Below are 17,316 nucleotides of genomic sequence, written 5' to 3' on the forward strand. Positions count from 1 at the left end.
ATTATGCCTCCGTATTCATCCAGTAGCGTCTAGCTGCACAGAGTTCTTTTTCATAGATTGTACCTTCGAGTGGAATAATTTCAATTTTTTTGCCGGTTTTTGGAGAATGTAGAAGTTTTCCATCTCCATAATAAATGCCTACATGATGAATTTGTCCTTTCCCTTCTTCATATGCGAAGAAAAGCAAGTCCCCTGGCAGGATATCCTGAATTTCGATGTTTACGCCGGATGCTGCCTGTTCATGCGCGTCCCTTGGAATACTATATCCATTGGCCCGGCACATATTGTAGCTGAATCCGGAGCAATCATATCCATAGCTGCTCATGCCTCCCCATAGATACGGCAGTCCAAGAAATTGTTGACCTGCCGCTACGATCGAATCGCCATTCTTTTTTGGAATTTCCTTTTCAGATGGATGGATTTCAACATCCTCTGTACGCAAAATCCCAATTCCTGTCGGCGTCTTGACTCGGATGCGGTTGGCAACATCCTCCACGACAGGCAGCATTGTCTGATAGCTTAATTCCAATAATTTTTCATTTTGTTCTGAATATAGCAAGGCTTTCTTGGATGTAACGACAGCGATTTGCCCTTTTTTACTATACCAATCAGACTGTTGAATCAACTGAGTCTTTGGGATCCAGCCTGGATAACCTCTTTTGTCTTTGTTTGAAGGCTGGTCCGGGATAACGACATAAGCCCAATCTTCCTTTTCATCAAGGATCAATACCTCTTGGCCAAATAAAACTTGAGATTGAACGAGATGATTATCACATAACTGCAGCCTCGATTCATACGTGAGTTTTTCTAGCCACTCTTCAAGATTAACTGTAGCTGATATTGCATTTTCATCCATGTCCCTTGGAGAATCATACGAAGTCCAAAGAGTTGCTACCGGGACATTGACGAGCCAAATTTTATTGCTTTCCATTGATCATTCCTCCTTCAAAAGGACTTGTTCAATCCCGAGACCTGTTCGTTCGGGTAGTGTTATCTCTCTGCCGTTATACTGAATGCCGCCAAATATTGATTCTTTTGCTAGCATTAACGGTGCATCAAAATCAAAGCGGGTGATGTTTTTCTTGCTAGCAGCAAAATGGGCAGCAGCCGTAATACCAAGCTTGGTTTCGATCATGCTTCCTACCATGCATTCCATCCCGGCCGTTTCAGCCATCTGGTTGATGATTTGAGCCTGATAAATTCCGCCTGATTTCATTAACTTTATGTTAATCAGATCAGCACTTCTCCTTCTGATCACCTCAAATGCCTGTTTGGGTGAGAAGACACTTTCGTCGGCCATAATCAATGTATCAACTGAATCGGTGACCTGTTTCAGGCCGTCGAGGTCCTCGGCTTTTACGGGTTGTTCTACCAGTTCGATGTCCAGGCCTGCATCCTCCATCCTTCGAATTGCCCTGACTGCATCTTTTGGTTTCCACCCCTGGTTCGCATCAAGTCGAATTTTGATCTCTTTGCCGACCCTGCTGCGGATTTCCTTGATCCTCGCAATGTCTGTAGCTATTTCGCCAATACCTACCTTAACCTTAAGGACATTGAACCCATTTTTTACGTATTCAACTGCATCCTCACCCATCTCTACAGGACTATTCACGCTGACAGTGAAATCCGTTTCAATTTTATTCCTGAAGCCGCCAAGAAATTGATAGAGCGGAAGTCCGCTATGTTGAGATAGGCAGTCGTACAATGCCATATCTACAGCTGCCTTCGCACTAGTGTTATTAACAAGAATCGTTTTTAATCCCTGAAAAATAGCTTCATAGTCAAGGAGATTTTGTTTTACTAAGAAAGGGCGGATTGCATCATTGATTCCCGCCTCAATGCCAGCAAGACTGTCTCCTGTAATCACCAGGGTCGGTGGTGCCTCACCCCAGCCGACAATCCCATTATCGCAGGTGATTTTTACAAAAATTGCTTCAGCAACCGTAACTGTACGAAGAGCTGTTTTGAAGGGCTTATTCAGAGGGACCGTTGTTCGGAATGTTTCCATTTTTTCCATAATCATTTTCTTGTCTCCTTCGGTACTAGTTGATGCCACTCTCGACAATTAACCTTTTTTCAACAGTATCCATTTTCGCAATCGTTCCGAACGGAACTCCGATATGCGGCGAACAATGCCCCATTTTAAATCCCTTTAGTGTAGGTCTGCCCGCGAGTTTTACATAGTGTTCAATGACTTCCTCAAGGGATAACGACAGCTCTCTTTCCGGAACACAATCATGAAAGTCACCTACAATAATTCCCGATGTCTCTTGAAGTTTCCCTGCCATATGCAACTGATTAAGCATCTGGTCAACAGCCCTTGGTTCTTCATTAATTTCTTCGATCAACAGAATCTTGCCTTTTGTATCAATTTCAAACGGCGTTCCCATCGAGCTTGAAAGGAGTGACAAATTGCCGCCGACTAATGGGCCTTCTGCAGAACCCTTTACTAGCTCTTCTATTTGCGAAAAATCTTGATCATATTGCAATTCTGTCGGCTGGAATAACTGTCGGAATGTCTCTTTGGACAGTGGATGGGCACCTTCTTTTCCAATATCGGAGGCAAGCATGGGACCATGGAAGGTGACAAGACCTGTCTGCTGCCGAATGGCTGTGTGTAAAAAAGTAATATCGCTGTAACCCCAGAATATCTTTGGATGGTTTTCCATTAGTTTATAATCAATAGCTGAGGCGATTCGAGCCGTGCCATAACCGCCTCCTGCACAGATAATCGCTTTTACCTCGTCATCAAGGAACATTTCATGCAAATCTTCCAACCTCGCATGATCATTACCTGCAAGATAACCGTATACTTCATACAAGGACTTACCTAATTTATAGTTCAGACCTAGATCTTCAAGAAAGTCCAGGCCCCGCTTTAAATTTCCCTTATTAGGTGGGCTTGCTGGCGCAATGACTGCAACAGTATCCCCTTTCTTTAGGCGCTCGGGTTTAATTGCCATGTCCATCAACTCCCTTTGATCATTGAATTATTTTGGACAAATCTGGTGAAAACACTCTTTTTTTCCTGGAAAACAGAGAGTCATATGTTAAGTATGTACAAGTAAAAAAGAGAGGTGTTCCAAGACGAACACCCCTTTCTTAGAAAAGTTACTTCTTATCGGCCCACTTCAATTCCAGATATCCTACCGGGTGACGAACAACATCTGTTACAGCTTCATTCTGAAGATATACCTGATTATAGAAGTGAACAGTGAAGAAAGGTGCTTCTTCAAAAAGAATCTTTTCAGCTTCGTACATTAATTCAAATCGTTTCGTTTCATCCGATTCGTTTTTCGCTTTTTGAATCAGATCATCATACTTCGGATTTCCCCAGCCTGTACGGTTCATGGAATGTCCCGTCTGGAAGTTTTCTAGGAAGTTTATTGGATCTGCGTAATCAGCAAGGAAAGAACTTCGAGAAAGTTGATGCTTTAATGCCTTCTGTTCTTCTGCGAATACATTCCATTCCATGTTCGCTAGCTTGACTTCTACTCCAAGGTTTTCTTTGAACATTTGCTGCAATGCTTCTGCGATCTTCTTATGCACATCACTTGTGCTGTAAGTCAGGGTAACTTCAGGGAGCTCGGTATATCCTTCTTCTTTCATTCCCTTTTCTAGCAATGCTTTAGCTTCTTCAACGTTTGTTTTGTTAAAGTCCCCATTTACTTCACGGAAATCTTTACCAGATGGATCTTTGAATCCCGGCGATACAAATCCATAAGCAGCTTTTTCTTTGTTCTTTGTGACAAAGTCAACGATCTTTTGCTGGTCAACAGCAAGAGCAAACGCTTTCCGGATATTAACGTTTTGGAATGGTTCCTTCGTAACGTTAAAACGGTAAAAGTAATCTCCTGCCTGGTCTTCAACCTGCACTTTTCCTTCTTTAAACAGCTTTTCACTCAGTTCTGCAGGAACGTCTGAAACGTCAAGATCCCCTGCCTGATACATTTGATATTCCGTATTGGTATCATCCACAATCGCCCATTCAATGCGGTCAAGTTTAACATTTTTCGCATCCCAGTACTGGTCGTTCTTTTTCATGACGAATTTTGTGTCATGCTCCCAGCTTGCCAGATTGAAAGGCCCGTTTCCTACAAATGAATCCGCTTCGGCGAACCATTTTGGATTTTCCTTCGCAACTTTTTCATTGATCGGGAAGAAAGCCGGATTGGCAATCACACTGAGAAAGTATGCTTGTGGACTTGTTAAAGTAACTTCGAACGTTTTATCATCAACAGCCTTTACTTTAACATCTTCAGCAGAACCCTTTTCACTGTTAAATTCCTCTCCGCCTTCGATAAAATAGCCGAGGAAAGCAGCTGCTGATCCAGTTGCAGGATCCAATAGTCGCTTCCATGCAAATACGAAATCATTTGCTGTTACATCATCACCATTAGACCACTTTGCATCTTTACGAATATGGAATGTGTAAGTCTTACCATCTTCAGATACATCCCACTTTTCTGCAGTTGCAGCTTCCGGCTGATGATCTTTGCCAAGTCTCGTCAAGCCTTCCATCAAGTTGTTCAAAGAATTCCATGATGCGGAATCAAAACCGATTGGCGGGTCAAAAGATGTAGGCTCCTGGCCGTTATTCAGGTAAAGTACCTTTTCTTCGCCTTTGTCCCCACTGTCTTTTCCATCCGTCTCTTTGCCAGCGTCATTATTTGCCGTACATGCGGCCATCGTGAACACAAGAAATGCTGCCATTAACATCGTTAAAATTTTCTTCACTCTGTTTCCCCCTCGTATGTTACTTTTTTATCAAAAGGCATAAGCCTATTTGACCACTATTTGGTTGCCAGCAACTTCTTGGCCCGCACGTCCTGAAGCCAGCAATCTACTCCGTGGCTATCCGATAGGCAGGTCTGATCCGGATATACTCTGTCACATACCGCCATCGCATACGGGCATCTTGCTGTAAACGGACATCCCACAGGCGGAGAAAACAAATCTGGCGGCGTGCCTCCAATTGGAATCAATTCCTCTTCTTCTATATCTAAACGCGGCACAGAATTCAATAATCCTTTTGTATATGGGTGCTGCGGATTATAAAAGATTTCTCTTCTCGTACCTGTTTCGACGATCTTGCCGGCATACATAACGGCAATCCGATCAGCAACTTGGGCAACTACTCCGAGATCATGGGTAATTAAAATAATCGATACGCCTGTCTTTTTCTGAATATCTCTGAATAGTTCCAGAATTTGTGCTTGGATGGTCACATCAAGTGCAGTTGTCGGCTCATCGGCAAGCAAAACTTCCGGCTGGCACACTAGCGCCATCGCAATAACGATTCTTTGCCTCATACCTCCACTGAACTGATGCGGATATTGTTTTAGCCGGACATGAGGACTGGAGATCCCGACAAGGGACAGCATATCAACCGCTACTTTTTTCGCCTGCTCTTTGGTCAGCTTCATATGCTGCAGGATTCCTTCAGTAAGCTGGTCACCGATCGTCAAAGTTGGATTCAGTGCGGTCATCGGATCTTGAAAAATCATTGAAATAGCGGACCCGCGAATTTTTCGCATTTCTGGATCTTTCAATTTTGTCAGGTCTTTCCCTTTATAAAGAATCGAGCCTCCGTCAAACTTCCCTGGCGGTTCTGGAATCAGTCTCATGATGCTTTGCGAAGTTACACTTTTTCCGCATCCAGATTCTCCAACGATAGCCAAGGTTTCTCCTTTATGTAAATCAAAAGTGACACCGCGGACGGCTTTTACTTCGCCGCCGTATGTCTTGAATGAAACATGAAGATCTTTTACTTCGAGTACTTTTTCCATGGTGCTTACCTCCTTAGCTTCGGATCAAGCGCATCCTGAAGCCCATCACCTAACACATTAAATGAGAACATCGTCAAAGAGATGAAGAATGCCGGAAAAAACAGCCTCCACCAATCACCCGATAATATTACTGGCAAAGCATCGCTAGCCATTGAACCCCAGCTCGCAAGTGGGGCCTGGATTCCAAGACCAAGGAAGCTAAGGAATGCTTCAGCAAAGATTGCTGATGGAACGGAAAGGGTAATTTGTACGATGATCGGGCCCATCGTATTGGGAAGAAGATTTTTACGGATAATCCTCCCTGTTTTAGTACCGAATGTCTTAGACGCCAACACATATTCATAATTTTTGATTTGCAGGACCTGTCCGCGGACAATCCTAGCCATTCCTATCCACCCTGTTATCGTCAACGCAAATATGATCGTTGCGAGACTCGGTCCCATCACGACGCTGATTAGAATGACCACAAGCAAATACGGCAGTCCATAAAGAACCTCAATGACCCTCATCATGTAATGGTCTGTCCTGCCACCCTTGTAGCCTGCAATACCGCCATAAATGACGCCAATGAGAAAATCAATCAAGGCCGCTGCAATCCCCACGAACAAGGATATCCGTGCTCCGTACCACGTACGCGTGAATACATCGCGCCCAAGTTCATCGGTCCCAAACCAATTTTTACTTGATGGCGAGAGGTTCTGGTTGATTAAATCCTGATGGTCGACTGTATGTGGTGAAATGAGTGGTCCGAAAACAGCCATGAATGTCAAACCGGACAAGAAAAACAATCCCATCATGGCCAGTTTATTTTTCAGGAGGCGTCTCCAGGCATCCTGCCAATAAGACAGACTGGGCCTGACAATGGCTTCTGCTTCTGAGTCACTCTTTTCAATAGGAACAAACCAGTCATCGGGAATCGACGAATTTGCCTGATGTTCCTGATGTTTTCGCAGAGCCATCATTTTTCCTCCTTTTTATGCAGTTTGATTCTTGGATCCAGGATTCCATACGCCAGGTCAACCAGGAACAGCATTACGACCAGTACTGTACTGTAAAAAATCGTGGTTCCCATAATGACAGGATAGTCCCGCTGGTTGATGCTCTCGACAAAATACTTGCCCATGCCCGGAATTGCAAAAATTTTTTCGATTACGAAGGTTCCTGTCAAAATGCTTGCCGCCAGAGATCCCAAAATCGTCACTACTGGAAGCAAAGCATTTTTCAATGCATGCTTGAAGACAATTTTTACAGGAGAAAGCCCTTTTGCTTTCGCTGTCCTGATATAATCCTGGGTCAAAACCTCCAGCATACTCGCCCTCGTTAAACGGGCAATGATCGCCATGGGTCCGGTCGCAAGTGCCAGTGTAGGCAGGACCATATGCTTCGGACTTGTCCAGGTGGCAACGGGCAAGATCTGCCAGGTCACAGCAAGCTGCTGAATCAAAAGCGTGGCCATGACAAAGTTAGGAACGGAAATCCCGACCACCGCAATGGTCATAGCAAGATAATCAATAATGCCGTTATGCCGCAGGGCAGCGATGATCCCCAACAAAATACCTGAGAAGATGGCCACCATGAGCGTGACCATTCCCAGTTCAAACGAAACCGGAAACCCTCTGCCCAGCATTTCATTCACGGTTTGAGAAGATTTTTTAATAGATGGTCCAAAATCGAATGCAACAACCGATTGTAAATACAAGAAATATTGGACATAAAGCGGTTCATCCAAATGATAAAAACTTTCGAGGTTTTTTTGTACAGCTTCGCTTGTCGCCCGCTCCTCATTAAAGGGTGAACCAGGTATGGAATGCATCAAGAAAAAGGTCAATGTAATGATAACCAATAGAGTCAACGCCATCGAGCCTAGCCGTTTGATTATGTATGGCAGCATTATCTCACTTCCTTATTATGTTTTCATGTCAGCAGAAGACTTTGACGGTCTAAGCAAATGCTCAACCAGCACGGATAGCGAAAATACTGCTTACGAAAAAGTTGTTCTCATGGCTAATTCTGTCATCACAAGCATAGCTTGATAAGCTTCTAGAATATCCTTCGCCTGGAATCGGACAATGGTCGTACCGACTTCTATTTCGGTTCCTGGCATCAAATTAGCCCACTCTGCTTGCCCATAGTTAGCGAATTCGATGCGCAAAATCGGATTTTTCGGCGGAGTGAGCGGTTTCATATTGTCGATATTTTGAATAGCTTCTTCTGTCTTCTTGGCAAGCAGTTCCCCTGCTTTTAGAGGTGTCAACGATATTGCCGCCGATCTCGAAATCGATTCCTTTACAACGGCAGTGGTAATATTAGGAATCAAAGCTTCCGCTTCCCTTGCTGCTCCATCATCACCCGCAACCATAATAACCGGAACCCCAAAATAACCTGCTACATACGCATTAAATCCCAGTTCCCCAATTTGAACATCGTTGATCCACATATGGCGGACACCAAATATCATGGAATGTGACATTACACCGCTCATGGAAGCTCTGGCGTGATAGCCGACAAACATCGCTCCATTAAAACTGTCATTCAACCCCTGAACCATCGAGAACGGTTTCACATCACCAGTAATCAATTGGGTTTCAGGGTGAAGGTCCTCAATCAATAAATTATTCATTTTGGAATGACTATCATTGACGATGACTTCCTCGCATCCGGTTTCAAAAGCCTTTGTGATCACATAGTTCGCTTCCTGTGTCATGATTTTTCGGCCGCGTTCATAATTAAGTTTAGATGAATCCACATGAGTATGGTCAACCAATCCAGTGATCCCTTCCATGTCCACAGATATGTATATTTTCATTTTCAACCAACCTTCTAAAATATTTAATTATCTTAAAATTATAAATAATAAATCTATTAATCGCAACCTTTTCTCCCATTAATTGCTCGAATAGTATTTTTATAAATCTTGAATATGGTTGCTGAACTGCTTTTTCAAAATAATGGTATTTTAAAAAAAGAAGCACCAGAAATTGGCACTCCTCCATTCAAATATCTTCTTGTTCCACCAATTCAATGAAATGAGTCAGCACCCGTGCTGTCAATCCCCAGATTACCTTGCCATTTGCCCGATAAAAGTATTCGTCCATTGACCTGTTCTGCCAGTTGTAATTTTCTCCTCCGATAATCAAGTCAAATGGAAAGCCATCTTCAGGTTTGACCTGGTAATGAATCTTATAAGTAGCTGGCTGATTCTTTTTAAAAAAAGCTAGGGGAACTGTGAAGACCTCTCCTACCTCGGCTTGATTCGGCCTAATCGCTTCTGCGTTTTTAATCGTACCAACAAATGGGTAGATGATGGTACCAAAAGCTGACACCATAAAATCCAATGGAATCATATTGGTAATTTCGCTCTCTTTGATGCCCAGTTCCTCTGAAGTTTCCCTAGTAGCAGCTTTTTCAGGTTCCTCTCCTTTTTCAATCCTGCCACCTGGAAAACAAACCTCACCAGGCTGCCTTCTAAGTGTAAGTGCCCGTACTTCAAATAGGATATGAACCTCATTATTGATCTCCACCAACGGAAGCAGCACGGCGAATTTCATAAATTGTTCATGTCCCAATATGGAGGGTGTACGCCCCAATAAAGCATCTGAAATTTGTTGAATTTTCATTATTGGACAGCCTCTCTCCCCGAATAAGTATGTGCCTTTATTGTATTATGAAGAACCATTGAAAATAAAGGAAACGGCTCTTGTTATTTTGCATAGTAGGATCATGATTAGAAATTTGTACATTGGTTCGGTGAGTTTGAAAAATTCGGAAGCTGGTTAGCAAGATAGGTGAACTGGATTTTTAAAACTAGAAAAACAGGTAACAAATAACTCTGATAGGTGACCTTGGTGACCAAATACTGAAAAAATGCGGCCGCAATAACCCCTATTTTTTGAATAAATTTCCACATAATTGAAAAACAGGCTCCAAGAAGCCTCATTGGTGACCTCTATCTCCACACACTGGTAAAATGGTGCTCCAATAAGCTCTATTGGTGCTCTGAATCTCCACATACTGGTAAATCATAGTCCCAATAAGCCCTATTGGTGTTCCTAATCTCCACATATTGGATAATCGTAGTCCCAATAAGCTCTTTTGGTGCTCTGAATCTCCACATACTGGTAAATCTTAGTCCCAATCAGCCCTATTGGTGTTACGAATCTCCACATATTGGATAATCGTAGTCCCAATCAGCTCTTTTGGTGCTCCGAATCTCCATATACTGGTAAATCATAGTCCCAATAAGCCCTATTGGTGCTCCGAATCTCCACATATTGGATAATCGCAGTCCCAATAAGCTCTATTGGTGCTCCGAATCTCCACATACTGGTAAATCGTAGTCCCAATCAGCTCTTTTGGTGCTCCAAACTCTACATACTGGTAAATCCCAGCTCCATTAAGCCCTATTGGTGCTCCGAATCTCCACATATTGGATAATCGCAGTCCCAATAAGCTCTATTGGTGCTCCAAATCTCCACATACTGGAAAATCTTAGTCTCAATCAGCCCTATTGGTGCTCCGAATCTCCACATACTGGTAAATCGTAGTCCCAATCAGCCCTATTGGTGCTCTGAATCTCCACATACTGGAAAATCATAGTCCCAATCAGCCCTATTGGTGCTCAAAATCTCCATATATTGGATAATCGTTGTCCCAATCAGCTCTTTTGGTGTTCCTAATCTCCACATACTGGAAAAACAAGTTCCCAATAATCCAAATCCACCATATCCCCATGCAAATGAAAAGACAGCGACAATTTGCCGCTGCCCTTTAGTCGATGATCAACCTGTCGATCTTCCTTTGATTGCTTTATATGCAATCAGTATGATGCCGATTACGAGAAGGATGTGAATGATTCCTCCGGCTACTTTGAAAATCAGTCCCAGCACCCAGAGAACAAGTAAAATTCCGGCAATTGTCCATAACATTGGCAAGCATCTCCTTCCAAACTAATGTCTTTGTTAAAGTTTACCCACCTCGTATTTTTATTAAACTTTGACAAATATTTGCTAACACCGGTGTCCTTGTGTAAAACTTAAACTATTCATTTTAAAGATAGGAGAAATTCACATGGGACCATACAAAATTTTATTTCTAGACATAGACGGAACTGTTTTAAGGCCTGATCACACCATTGAGGAGACTACCAGGGTTGCCATTAAGGAAATGAAGAAACAAAATATGGAGGTTGTGTTGGCCACAGGACGTCCGCTCCATGAACTATCGGACCTTGCAGAGGAGCTTCAAATTACCTCTTTTATCGGATATAACGGTGCACTAGGCATCTATGAAGGCGATATTATTTTTGCCGAACCTATGAAACCCGAGGATGTAAGTTACATCTTAAACGTTTCCAGTGCTTATGGCCATGAAGTAGTGTGTTATACGAATTCAAAAAATTACTTTACTAGCCTGGAACCGGAAGCGGTACAAGCATTTCAAAAACAATTCCATTTGCGCCAGAACGATCTTTTAACAGAGGATGTCATGGAAGAAGTTCTTGGAATGACAATCATCACTGCCGGAAACAACGGTGACTCACTTTACCAGATCAATGGAGGAATCCATTTATCACAAGTGAACGTGGAGGGTATGCAACATTGTTTCGACGTCATACGTGATCATGTGAACAAGGGCATTGGTGTGAAATTTCTTCTTAACAAGCTCGGGATAAAAAGCGAGGAATCCATTGCTTTTGGAGACGGGATGAATGACAAGGAAATGCTGTCCTATGTAGGAGAGGGATTTGCGATGGGCAACGCACATCCGGACCTGTTTCCACATGCAAAACATAAAACGACTTCAGTTACCAATTCTGGAATATATAATGGTTTAAAATCCCTTGGGTTGATTGAATCTTAACCTAAAAACAAAACGGAACCTCTAGGTTAGAGGTTCCGTTTTGTTTACCTTACAGCCTTTTTCTTCGCGCTTGCTTTTGAAAATTGATCTTCGCTCTGTTCCGCTTGCTTTATAATGGCATCTTTATAGCTTATCCAATAAATCAAAGCCACAAAAACGCCTCCACCTACTGCGTTGCCTAAGTACACCGGGACAAAGTTGGTGAAGTATTCACTCCAGCTATAATAACCAGCAAAAATGGCTGCCGGAATGACGAACATGTTTGCAACCACATGCTGAAATCCTATGGCAACGAAGCCCATAATTGGGAACCAAATCGCCAAAATCTTTCCTGTCATGTCGGATGCACCATAGGATAGCCATACCGCCAGACCAACAAGCCAGTTACAACCAATTCCTGAAATAAATGCCACCCAAAAACTCGAATCCAGTTTTGCACCTGCTACAGCGACCGTCTTATCAAGATAAGCACCTGTTTCGGTCAAACCGACAATATGACCAAAAAAATAGGCTACAAACAGGGCCCCTACGAAATTGCTTAACGTAATCCAGAACCAATTTTTCAAAAGCATCTTTACCTTTACTTTCTTCGCGAGACTGGCCATTGAAACAGCTGTCATATTTCCCGTTAACAATTCTCCCCCGGCAAGAAGGATCAAGATCAACCCTAAGGGGAAAACCGAAGCACCTAGAAATGTACCGAATGACCCCCATTCATGCGGAAGGTTCGCAATCACCCTGATGTCCAAAAGATAGCCAATTGCGATAAACGCTCCTCCGAGAAATCCTAATGCAAGCATGTTCTTTACCGGCATTGCAGCCTTAAATATGCCAGAGTCAATAGTCACTTGTGCAATTTCCTGTGGTTTACGAAATGCCAATTTCATTCCTCCTGTTCTTTAGATGCATTCATTGAACATTCTTTTAATCGATTAATTCCCCTTTATCCAACAAAAAAACAGTGATTCCTTATTTTTTGACATTTTTTATAATTAAACATATCATATTGATATATCATATTGATACATTTAATAATAAAGGAGCGTGGAACATGTCCATTGAACATTCCATCCTTGCAGTCATCAGCTTCCGTCCAAGTACCGGTTATGACATCAAGTCTGAATTTGAGCATAAAGCAGCAGGTCTATTCTGGGGCATAAGTTACGGCAGTCTTTATCCTAAACTAAAAAAGCTTGAAAAAGAGGGATTCATCACCACGATCGAATTAGAGACAGGAGGGCGAAAGAAAAAGCTATATGAACTTACTGGCAAAGGCTGGGTTGAATTGGAAGGCTGGCTTGCCAGAAAGCCTGAACCTCCTGCAATAAGGGATGAGTTATTCATGAAGATGGCTGCCTGGCACAATGAAATGGATGTCAAAATCTTGGCTGAACATCTGAAAGACAGGGCAAAGGAGTCACAGGAGATCCTGAATTTCGTTAATGAATGGAAGCAAAACAACACATCGTATATTAATAGTGTCGGAATGCTTGCAATGAGGTTTGCCGAGTTAAAACTAGAGGCTGAGCTTACTTGGATAAAAGAATCCCTCTTCCTCCTGGAGCATAATGAGCTTCCTGAAGGCCAGGATCCGAAGAAGCTTGGAGAGAAACAAATGGCACGTAGAAAAGCCGCACTTAAAAGCGACAGTTAGGAGGCTGGAATATGGAGACTGGTATCTTTAAACCTCTGAAGAACAAAGCATATCGTTCACTTTTTGGGGCACAGGTGTTTTCTGATTTAGGAAACTGGCTTGATTTTATTGCGGTCCAAGTGATCATTGCCTATCATTGGGAACTTGGAGAAGCAGCAATCGCTTCAGTAATCATCATCACGGGAATTCCCTGGGTGGTTATCGGTCCTCTAGCTAGTGTTTTTGTTGACAGACTTCCTCAGAAGACATTGATGATCACCTGCTTATTATTTAGAATCTTGTTTGTTGCTGGTATGTTTTTCGCGCCAAATCTTTATGTAATGCTGTTGTTTGTATTTCTTAAGGCCACGGTCGCAGCACTCTATGATCCTGCGAGACAGAGTGCGATCAGGCATACAGTCACTGATGATGAACTGTCCGAAGCTGTGACTTTAAGCCAGCTTTCAGTCAATACGATGAAAATTATCGGCCCAGCCATGGGTGGTGGATTGATCGCGCTTTTCGGGGTCAGAAGCCCCTTTATCTTTGAAGCGGCAGGCTTTCTGATTGCCGTTCTTATATTGATGGCCATGCCAAAAATCGAAACAGAACCTTCCGAAAAAAAACAAGAAAAATCTTATTTGGAAGATTTCAAAGAAGGCATCAGTCACATCTTCTCTGCAAGGATTTTAAAGGCAGCAATCACCCTCTCCTCCCTTGGTTTCTTTCTTATTTTTCTCTATGATGGTTTGTTTGTTTTTGTCGCACAAAATCTTGGTTTTGCTGGTGAGGAATTCGGCTTGCTGATCAGTTCTGTTGGTTTCGGAAGTGTAGTGGGCGCCCTTCTCCTTGGCCGATTTACAAGCTGGAAAAAACAGCCCATCCAGCTGATGGCTTTAGCTTCTGTGATAAGTGGCCTTCTCATCCTCCTTATTGGAGTAAGTGTGTACGGTGTTTTCGAACTTCCGAAGATTTTATGGATTGCTGGTGTATTTCTGCTTGGAATCCTGGCTTCTGCAGAAGGTGTTCCATTTGGATATGTCCTGCAATCAGAAACGCCAAAGAATATCATGGGCAGGGTTTCTTCTGCAGCAGCTTCCCTGCAAACATTCTCCATGCTCGTCGCTCCTGCTGCAGGTGCAATGCTTGCTAAATGGATTGGTGTTTCAGGGGTACTAATAGGTGCTGGCATAGCAACCTTTTTCCTTGGTACAATTGCATTAGCAATCAATATGAAAAAAAATGTTGAAGCAAAGAGTATAGGAGCATAGACAAACCAAGCCGTTGGAAACATACCAACGGCTTATTAAAAATCAATCTTTATTCAGCAGCTCTTCTCCAGCTATGCCAGGATTGGTCATTTCATATGGATTAAGAATAAGATCGAGTTCTTCCTCTGTCAAAACATCGTATGCCAGGCATAGCTCTCTTACCGATTTTCCGGTGAGGATGGCTTCCCTGGCGATTCGTGAAACTGCTTCATACCCGAGATGGGGATTAACAGCAGTGATTATCCCTACGCTTCTTTCTACATCCTTTTCCAGTTTTTCCTTATTTGCTTCGATTCCGACAAGGCAATGGTCTGTAAATACCTTAAAACCGTTGTTCATGATGCTGATCGATTGAATGAGATTGAAAACGAGAACCGGTTCCATGACATTCAGTTCAAGCTGGCCTGCTTCTGAAGCTAGGCAGATGGTATGGTCATTCCCAATAACCTGGAATGCGACTTGATTAATGACTTCTGGGATGACCGGGTTCACTTTACCCGGCATGATAGAAGAACCCGGCTGCCTGGAGGGCAAGGAAATTTCATTAAAACCAACCCTAGGTCCGGAAGCCATCAATCGTAAATCATTGGCAATTTTCGACATATTCATCATACATACCTTCAATGCCGCCGATACCGTAGTATATGCATCTGTATTCTGAGTGGCATCGACGAGGTGATCTGCACTTTTCAATGGATAGCCGCTGATTGCAGAGAGGTGGCGGACAACATTTTTGATATAATTCGGATTGGCATTAAGGCCTGTTCCAACCGCTGTCGCACCCATGTTTACCTCGAATAGGTGACCGCGGGTATGTTTGATTCTTTCAATATCCCTTTCCACAACTCGGGTATAAGCTTCGAATTCCTGACCGAGACGAATTGGTACAGCATCCTGCAGATGGGTCCTTCCCATCTTGATTATTCCATCAAATTCCCTTGATTTCTGCGAAAAAACTTCGCGCATGATGATCATCGTTTCCAAAAGCTTGTCCAACAGGGACAAAACAGATAAATGAATAGCCGTAGGAAATGCATCATTTGTGGATTGCGCCATGTTAACATGAGAGTTCGGACTCAGGGTAAAATAGTCTCCTTTTTTCTCGCCCAGCAATTCCAGGGCTCGATTTGCGATGACTTCATTCGTATTCATATTGATAGAAGTTCCTGCTCCCCCCTGAATTGGATCAACGATGAACTGGTCATGCCATTGACCCTGGATGATTTCATCGGCGGCTTTTATGATTACCTCACCTAATCCTCCATACAGCCTGCCTGTTTCCATATTGGCTAACGCCGCTGCTTTTTTTACCATTGCCATCGCTTTTATTAATTCACTATGTATCCTATACCCGGTAATCGGAAAATTTTCAACTGCCCTTAATGTCTGGATGCCATAATACGCCTCCGCTAATACTTCCTTTGTTCCCAGGAAATCTTTTTCTATCCGGACTTTTACTTGACTCATTTCCTACCCCTCCAAAAAATGCTTCAATTTTAAATTAAGTATCGAGGTAACATCAGATTCCTTTCCTGAATTGTGAGCTTACATAAGTATTGTAAATCAAATTCAGAAAATCATCAGCACAAACCAAAATTTTTCTAAAAAAGCAATGGCGAACTTTGTACCTGTTCAGGAAATTATGCTGAAATGCCACTAGTTTTGATAGCTTTTGTCATCAGGCAGGAAAATAGGAATCTGTATGCTGAATTATATGTATGAATTCGTTTTTTTATAAAACAAAACAGAAAGGAATGTGCGTGATGATTGATGCTCCATTCATAAAAGCATATACCATTAAAGAAGTCTCCAAGAAAATTAATGTTCCGACTGGTACCATCAGACAGTGGGAAAAGGACCTGTCTGGACTGCTTGTAGTACCGAGAACAAAGCAGGGAGCAAGATTTTATACGGATTTTGAAATAGATCAGCTGGTGAAAATTAAACAGATGAGGGATAAAAACCTCAGCAAAGATATGATTAAAGACCTATTGCAGCATCATATGAAATCAAACCAGGCTGCTGACGAGGAATACAATCCCACCAACACCAGCCTTTCCCTTCCATCTGAATCGTCTGGGACCTCCCTCGCAGACAGTCAAAATGAATATGAAGCCTTCCTGAAGGCTATGGATCAATATAAAGATATCTTAATCGACGAAGTCAAAGCAGAAATCAGAAATAGCATTAGAAAAGAAGTTCTGGAAGAGGTGAAAAAGGAAATCTCCAAAGGATCTCTCACAACAGTAAAATCGCTGTCGGACTCCATTTATAAGACTGGCGAACGAACCAATGAGCATATTATGGAGCTTTCAGAAATAGTGAACAGGAATTCCAAAGAAAATTCCAATATGACTAAAACGTATAAGGGAGCGAATGAGAAAATTATAAAGTTGACGAGTAAGGTAGATCAGCTTTCCTCTGGAACAAATAGGGATTTATCCATTCTAGCGAAACGTTTGGATGAAACAACTGAAACGGTTTCCGAGGAATTTAAGATACTTGCTGATTATGTTTCCAACAGTCGGGAAACGACAAATCAGGAGTTGACGAATCTGAATCAAGTTATTAGTCAAGAGCGTGAATATTTTGTTCATACCCTTCAAAATGAACGAGAAGAATTAACACGAGAAATCAGACGACGCGAGGAAATGTTCAAGGATATGGTAGATAACTTCAGGGAAACTGCCGTTTCCAAACAGGCAAAGCGAAATTGGTGGAAGATTTGGAAATAGATTCAGCAAATGATTGGTAGATTTTCATG

Annotated in this window: 16 protein-coding genes; 4 read left to right on the plus strand and 12 right to left on the minus strand. The window is 42.5% G+C overall.

Translation table 11 applies throughout. The annotated features are described in order from the left end of the window. Position 1: 1 nt before the first annotated feature. From J2S25_RS12085 to J2S25_RS12130, 10 genes are all read right to left on the minus strand, one after another. Positions 2–931 carry a C40 family peptidase gene (locus tag J2S25_RS12085; RefSeq protein WP_307192038.1) on the minus strand — a complete coding sequence of 310 codons (930 nt, stop codon included), beginning with the start codon at positions 929–931 and terminating at the stop codon, positions 2–4. 3 nt (positions 932–934) lie between these two features. Then, positions 935–2,023 (minus strand): dipeptide epimerase, encoded by a 1,089-nt coding sequence (locus J2S25_RS12090; protein WP_044390477.1) that lies wholly within the window; start codon positions 2,021–2,023, stop codon positions 935–937. A gap of 19 nt (positions 2,024–2,042) precedes the next feature. After that, a complete protein-coding gene (locus J2S25_RS12095) occupies positions 2,043–2,963 on the minus strand; it encodes a S66 peptidase family protein (protein ID WP_044390478.1) in 921 nt (306 codons plus the stop codon). Between the two features lie 148 nt (positions 2,964–3,111). After that, entirely contained in the window at positions 3,112–4,737 is a 1,626-nt protein-coding gene (locus J2S25_RS12100) for a peptide ABC transporter substrate-binding protein (RefSeq protein ID WP_277813867.1), read from the minus strand. Between the two features lie 56 nt (positions 4,738–4,793). Beyond that, positions 4,794–5,789, minus strand: a complete 996-nt coding sequence (locus J2S25_RS12105; protein ID WP_044390482.1) for an ABC transporter ATP-binding protein — start codon at positions 5,787–5,789, stop codon at positions 4,794–4,796. Between the two features lie 5 nt (positions 5,790–5,794). Then, positions 5,795–6,748, minus strand: a complete 954-nt coding sequence (locus tag J2S25_RS12110; RefSeq protein WP_044390483.1) for an ABC transporter permease — start codon at positions 6,746–6,748, stop codon at positions 5,795–5,797. After that, complete coding sequence (locus tag J2S25_RS12115; RefSeq protein WP_307192039.1) at positions 6,748–7,680, minus strand: ABC transporter permease; 933 nt, start codon at positions 7,678–7,680, stop codon at positions 6,748–6,750. Before J2S25_RS12115 ends, J2S25_RS12110 begins: the two co-directional genes overlap by 1 nt. 90 nt (positions 7,681–7,770) lie before the next feature. Beyond that, complete coding sequence (dppA, locus tag J2S25_RS12120) at positions 7,771–8,595, minus strand: D-aminopeptidase DppA (RefSeq protein ID WP_307192040.1); 825 nt, start codon at positions 8,593–8,595, stop codon at positions 7,771–7,773. Between the two features lie 187 nt (positions 8,596–8,782). Beyond that, positions 8,783–9,406 (minus strand): NUDIX hydrolase, encoded by a 624-nt coding sequence (locus tag J2S25_RS12125; protein ID WP_044395892.1) that lies wholly within the window; start codon positions 9,404–9,406, stop codon positions 8,783–8,785. A 1,161-nt stretch (positions 9,407–10,567) separates the two neighbouring features. Then, positions 10,568–10,714: a lmo0937 family membrane protein gene (locus tag J2S25_RS12130; protein ID WP_128721568.1), complete on the minus strand. Its 147-nt coding sequence runs from the start codon at positions 10,712–10,714 to the stop codon at positions 10,568–10,570. Between the two features lie 142 nt (positions 10,715–10,856). On the opposite strand from J2S25_RS12130, the gene J2S25_RS12135 reads away from it, so the two are divergent. Further along, complete coding sequence (locus J2S25_RS12135) at positions 10,857–11,648, plus strand: HAD family hydrolase (protein ID WP_044395546.1); 792 nt, start codon at positions 10,857–10,859, stop codon at positions 11,646–11,648. Positions 11,649–11,692: 44 nt separating this feature from the next. Here J2S25_RS12135 and J2S25_RS12140 read toward each other — a convergent pair whose 3' ends face one another. Further along, on the minus strand, positions 11,693–12,529 hold the full coding sequence (locus tag J2S25_RS12140; RefSeq protein ID WP_044395548.1) for a formate/nitrite transporter family protein: 837 nt from the start codon (positions 12,527–12,529) through the stop codon (positions 11,693–11,695). A 170-nt stretch (positions 12,530–12,699) separates the two neighbouring features. On the opposite strand from J2S25_RS12140, the gene J2S25_RS12145 reads away from it, so the two are divergent. Together J2S25_RS12145 and J2S25_RS12150 are read left to right on the plus strand one after the other, a co-directional pair. Then, a complete protein-coding gene (locus J2S25_RS12145; RefSeq protein WP_044395550.1) occupies positions 12,700–13,302 on the plus strand; it encodes a PadR family transcriptional regulator in 603 nt (200 codons plus the stop codon). Positions 13,303–13,313: 11 nt separating this feature from the next. Continuing rightward, positions 13,314–14,552 carry an MFS transporter gene (locus tag J2S25_RS12150; RefSeq protein WP_307192041.1) on the plus strand — a complete coding sequence of 413 codons (1,239 nt, stop codon included), beginning with the start codon at positions 13,314–13,316 and terminating at the stop codon, positions 14,550–14,552. A gap of 42 nt (positions 14,553–14,594) precedes the next feature. Here J2S25_RS12150 and aspA read toward each other — a convergent pair whose 3' ends face one another. After that, positions 14,595–16,019, minus strand: coding sequence for an aspartate ammonia-lyase (aspA, locus tag J2S25_RS12155; RefSeq protein ID WP_044395555.1), 1,425 nt, complete (start codon positions 16,017–16,019; stop codon positions 14,595–14,597). Positions 16,020–16,315: 296 nt separating this feature from the next. Between aspA and J2S25_RS12160 the strand changes: the two genes are divergently transcribed. Next, positions 16,316–17,287, plus strand: coding sequence for a MerR family transcriptional regulator (locus J2S25_RS12160; RefSeq protein WP_044395557.1), 972 nt, complete (start codon positions 16,316–16,318; stop codon positions 17,285–17,287). Positions 17,288–17,316: the final 29 nt, after the last annotated feature.

This window comes from Mesobacillus stamsii, from assembly GCF_030814065.1.
Classification (GTDB): domain Bacteria; phylum Bacillota; class Bacilli; order Bacillales; family Cytobacillaceae; genus Mesobacillus; species Mesobacillus stamsii.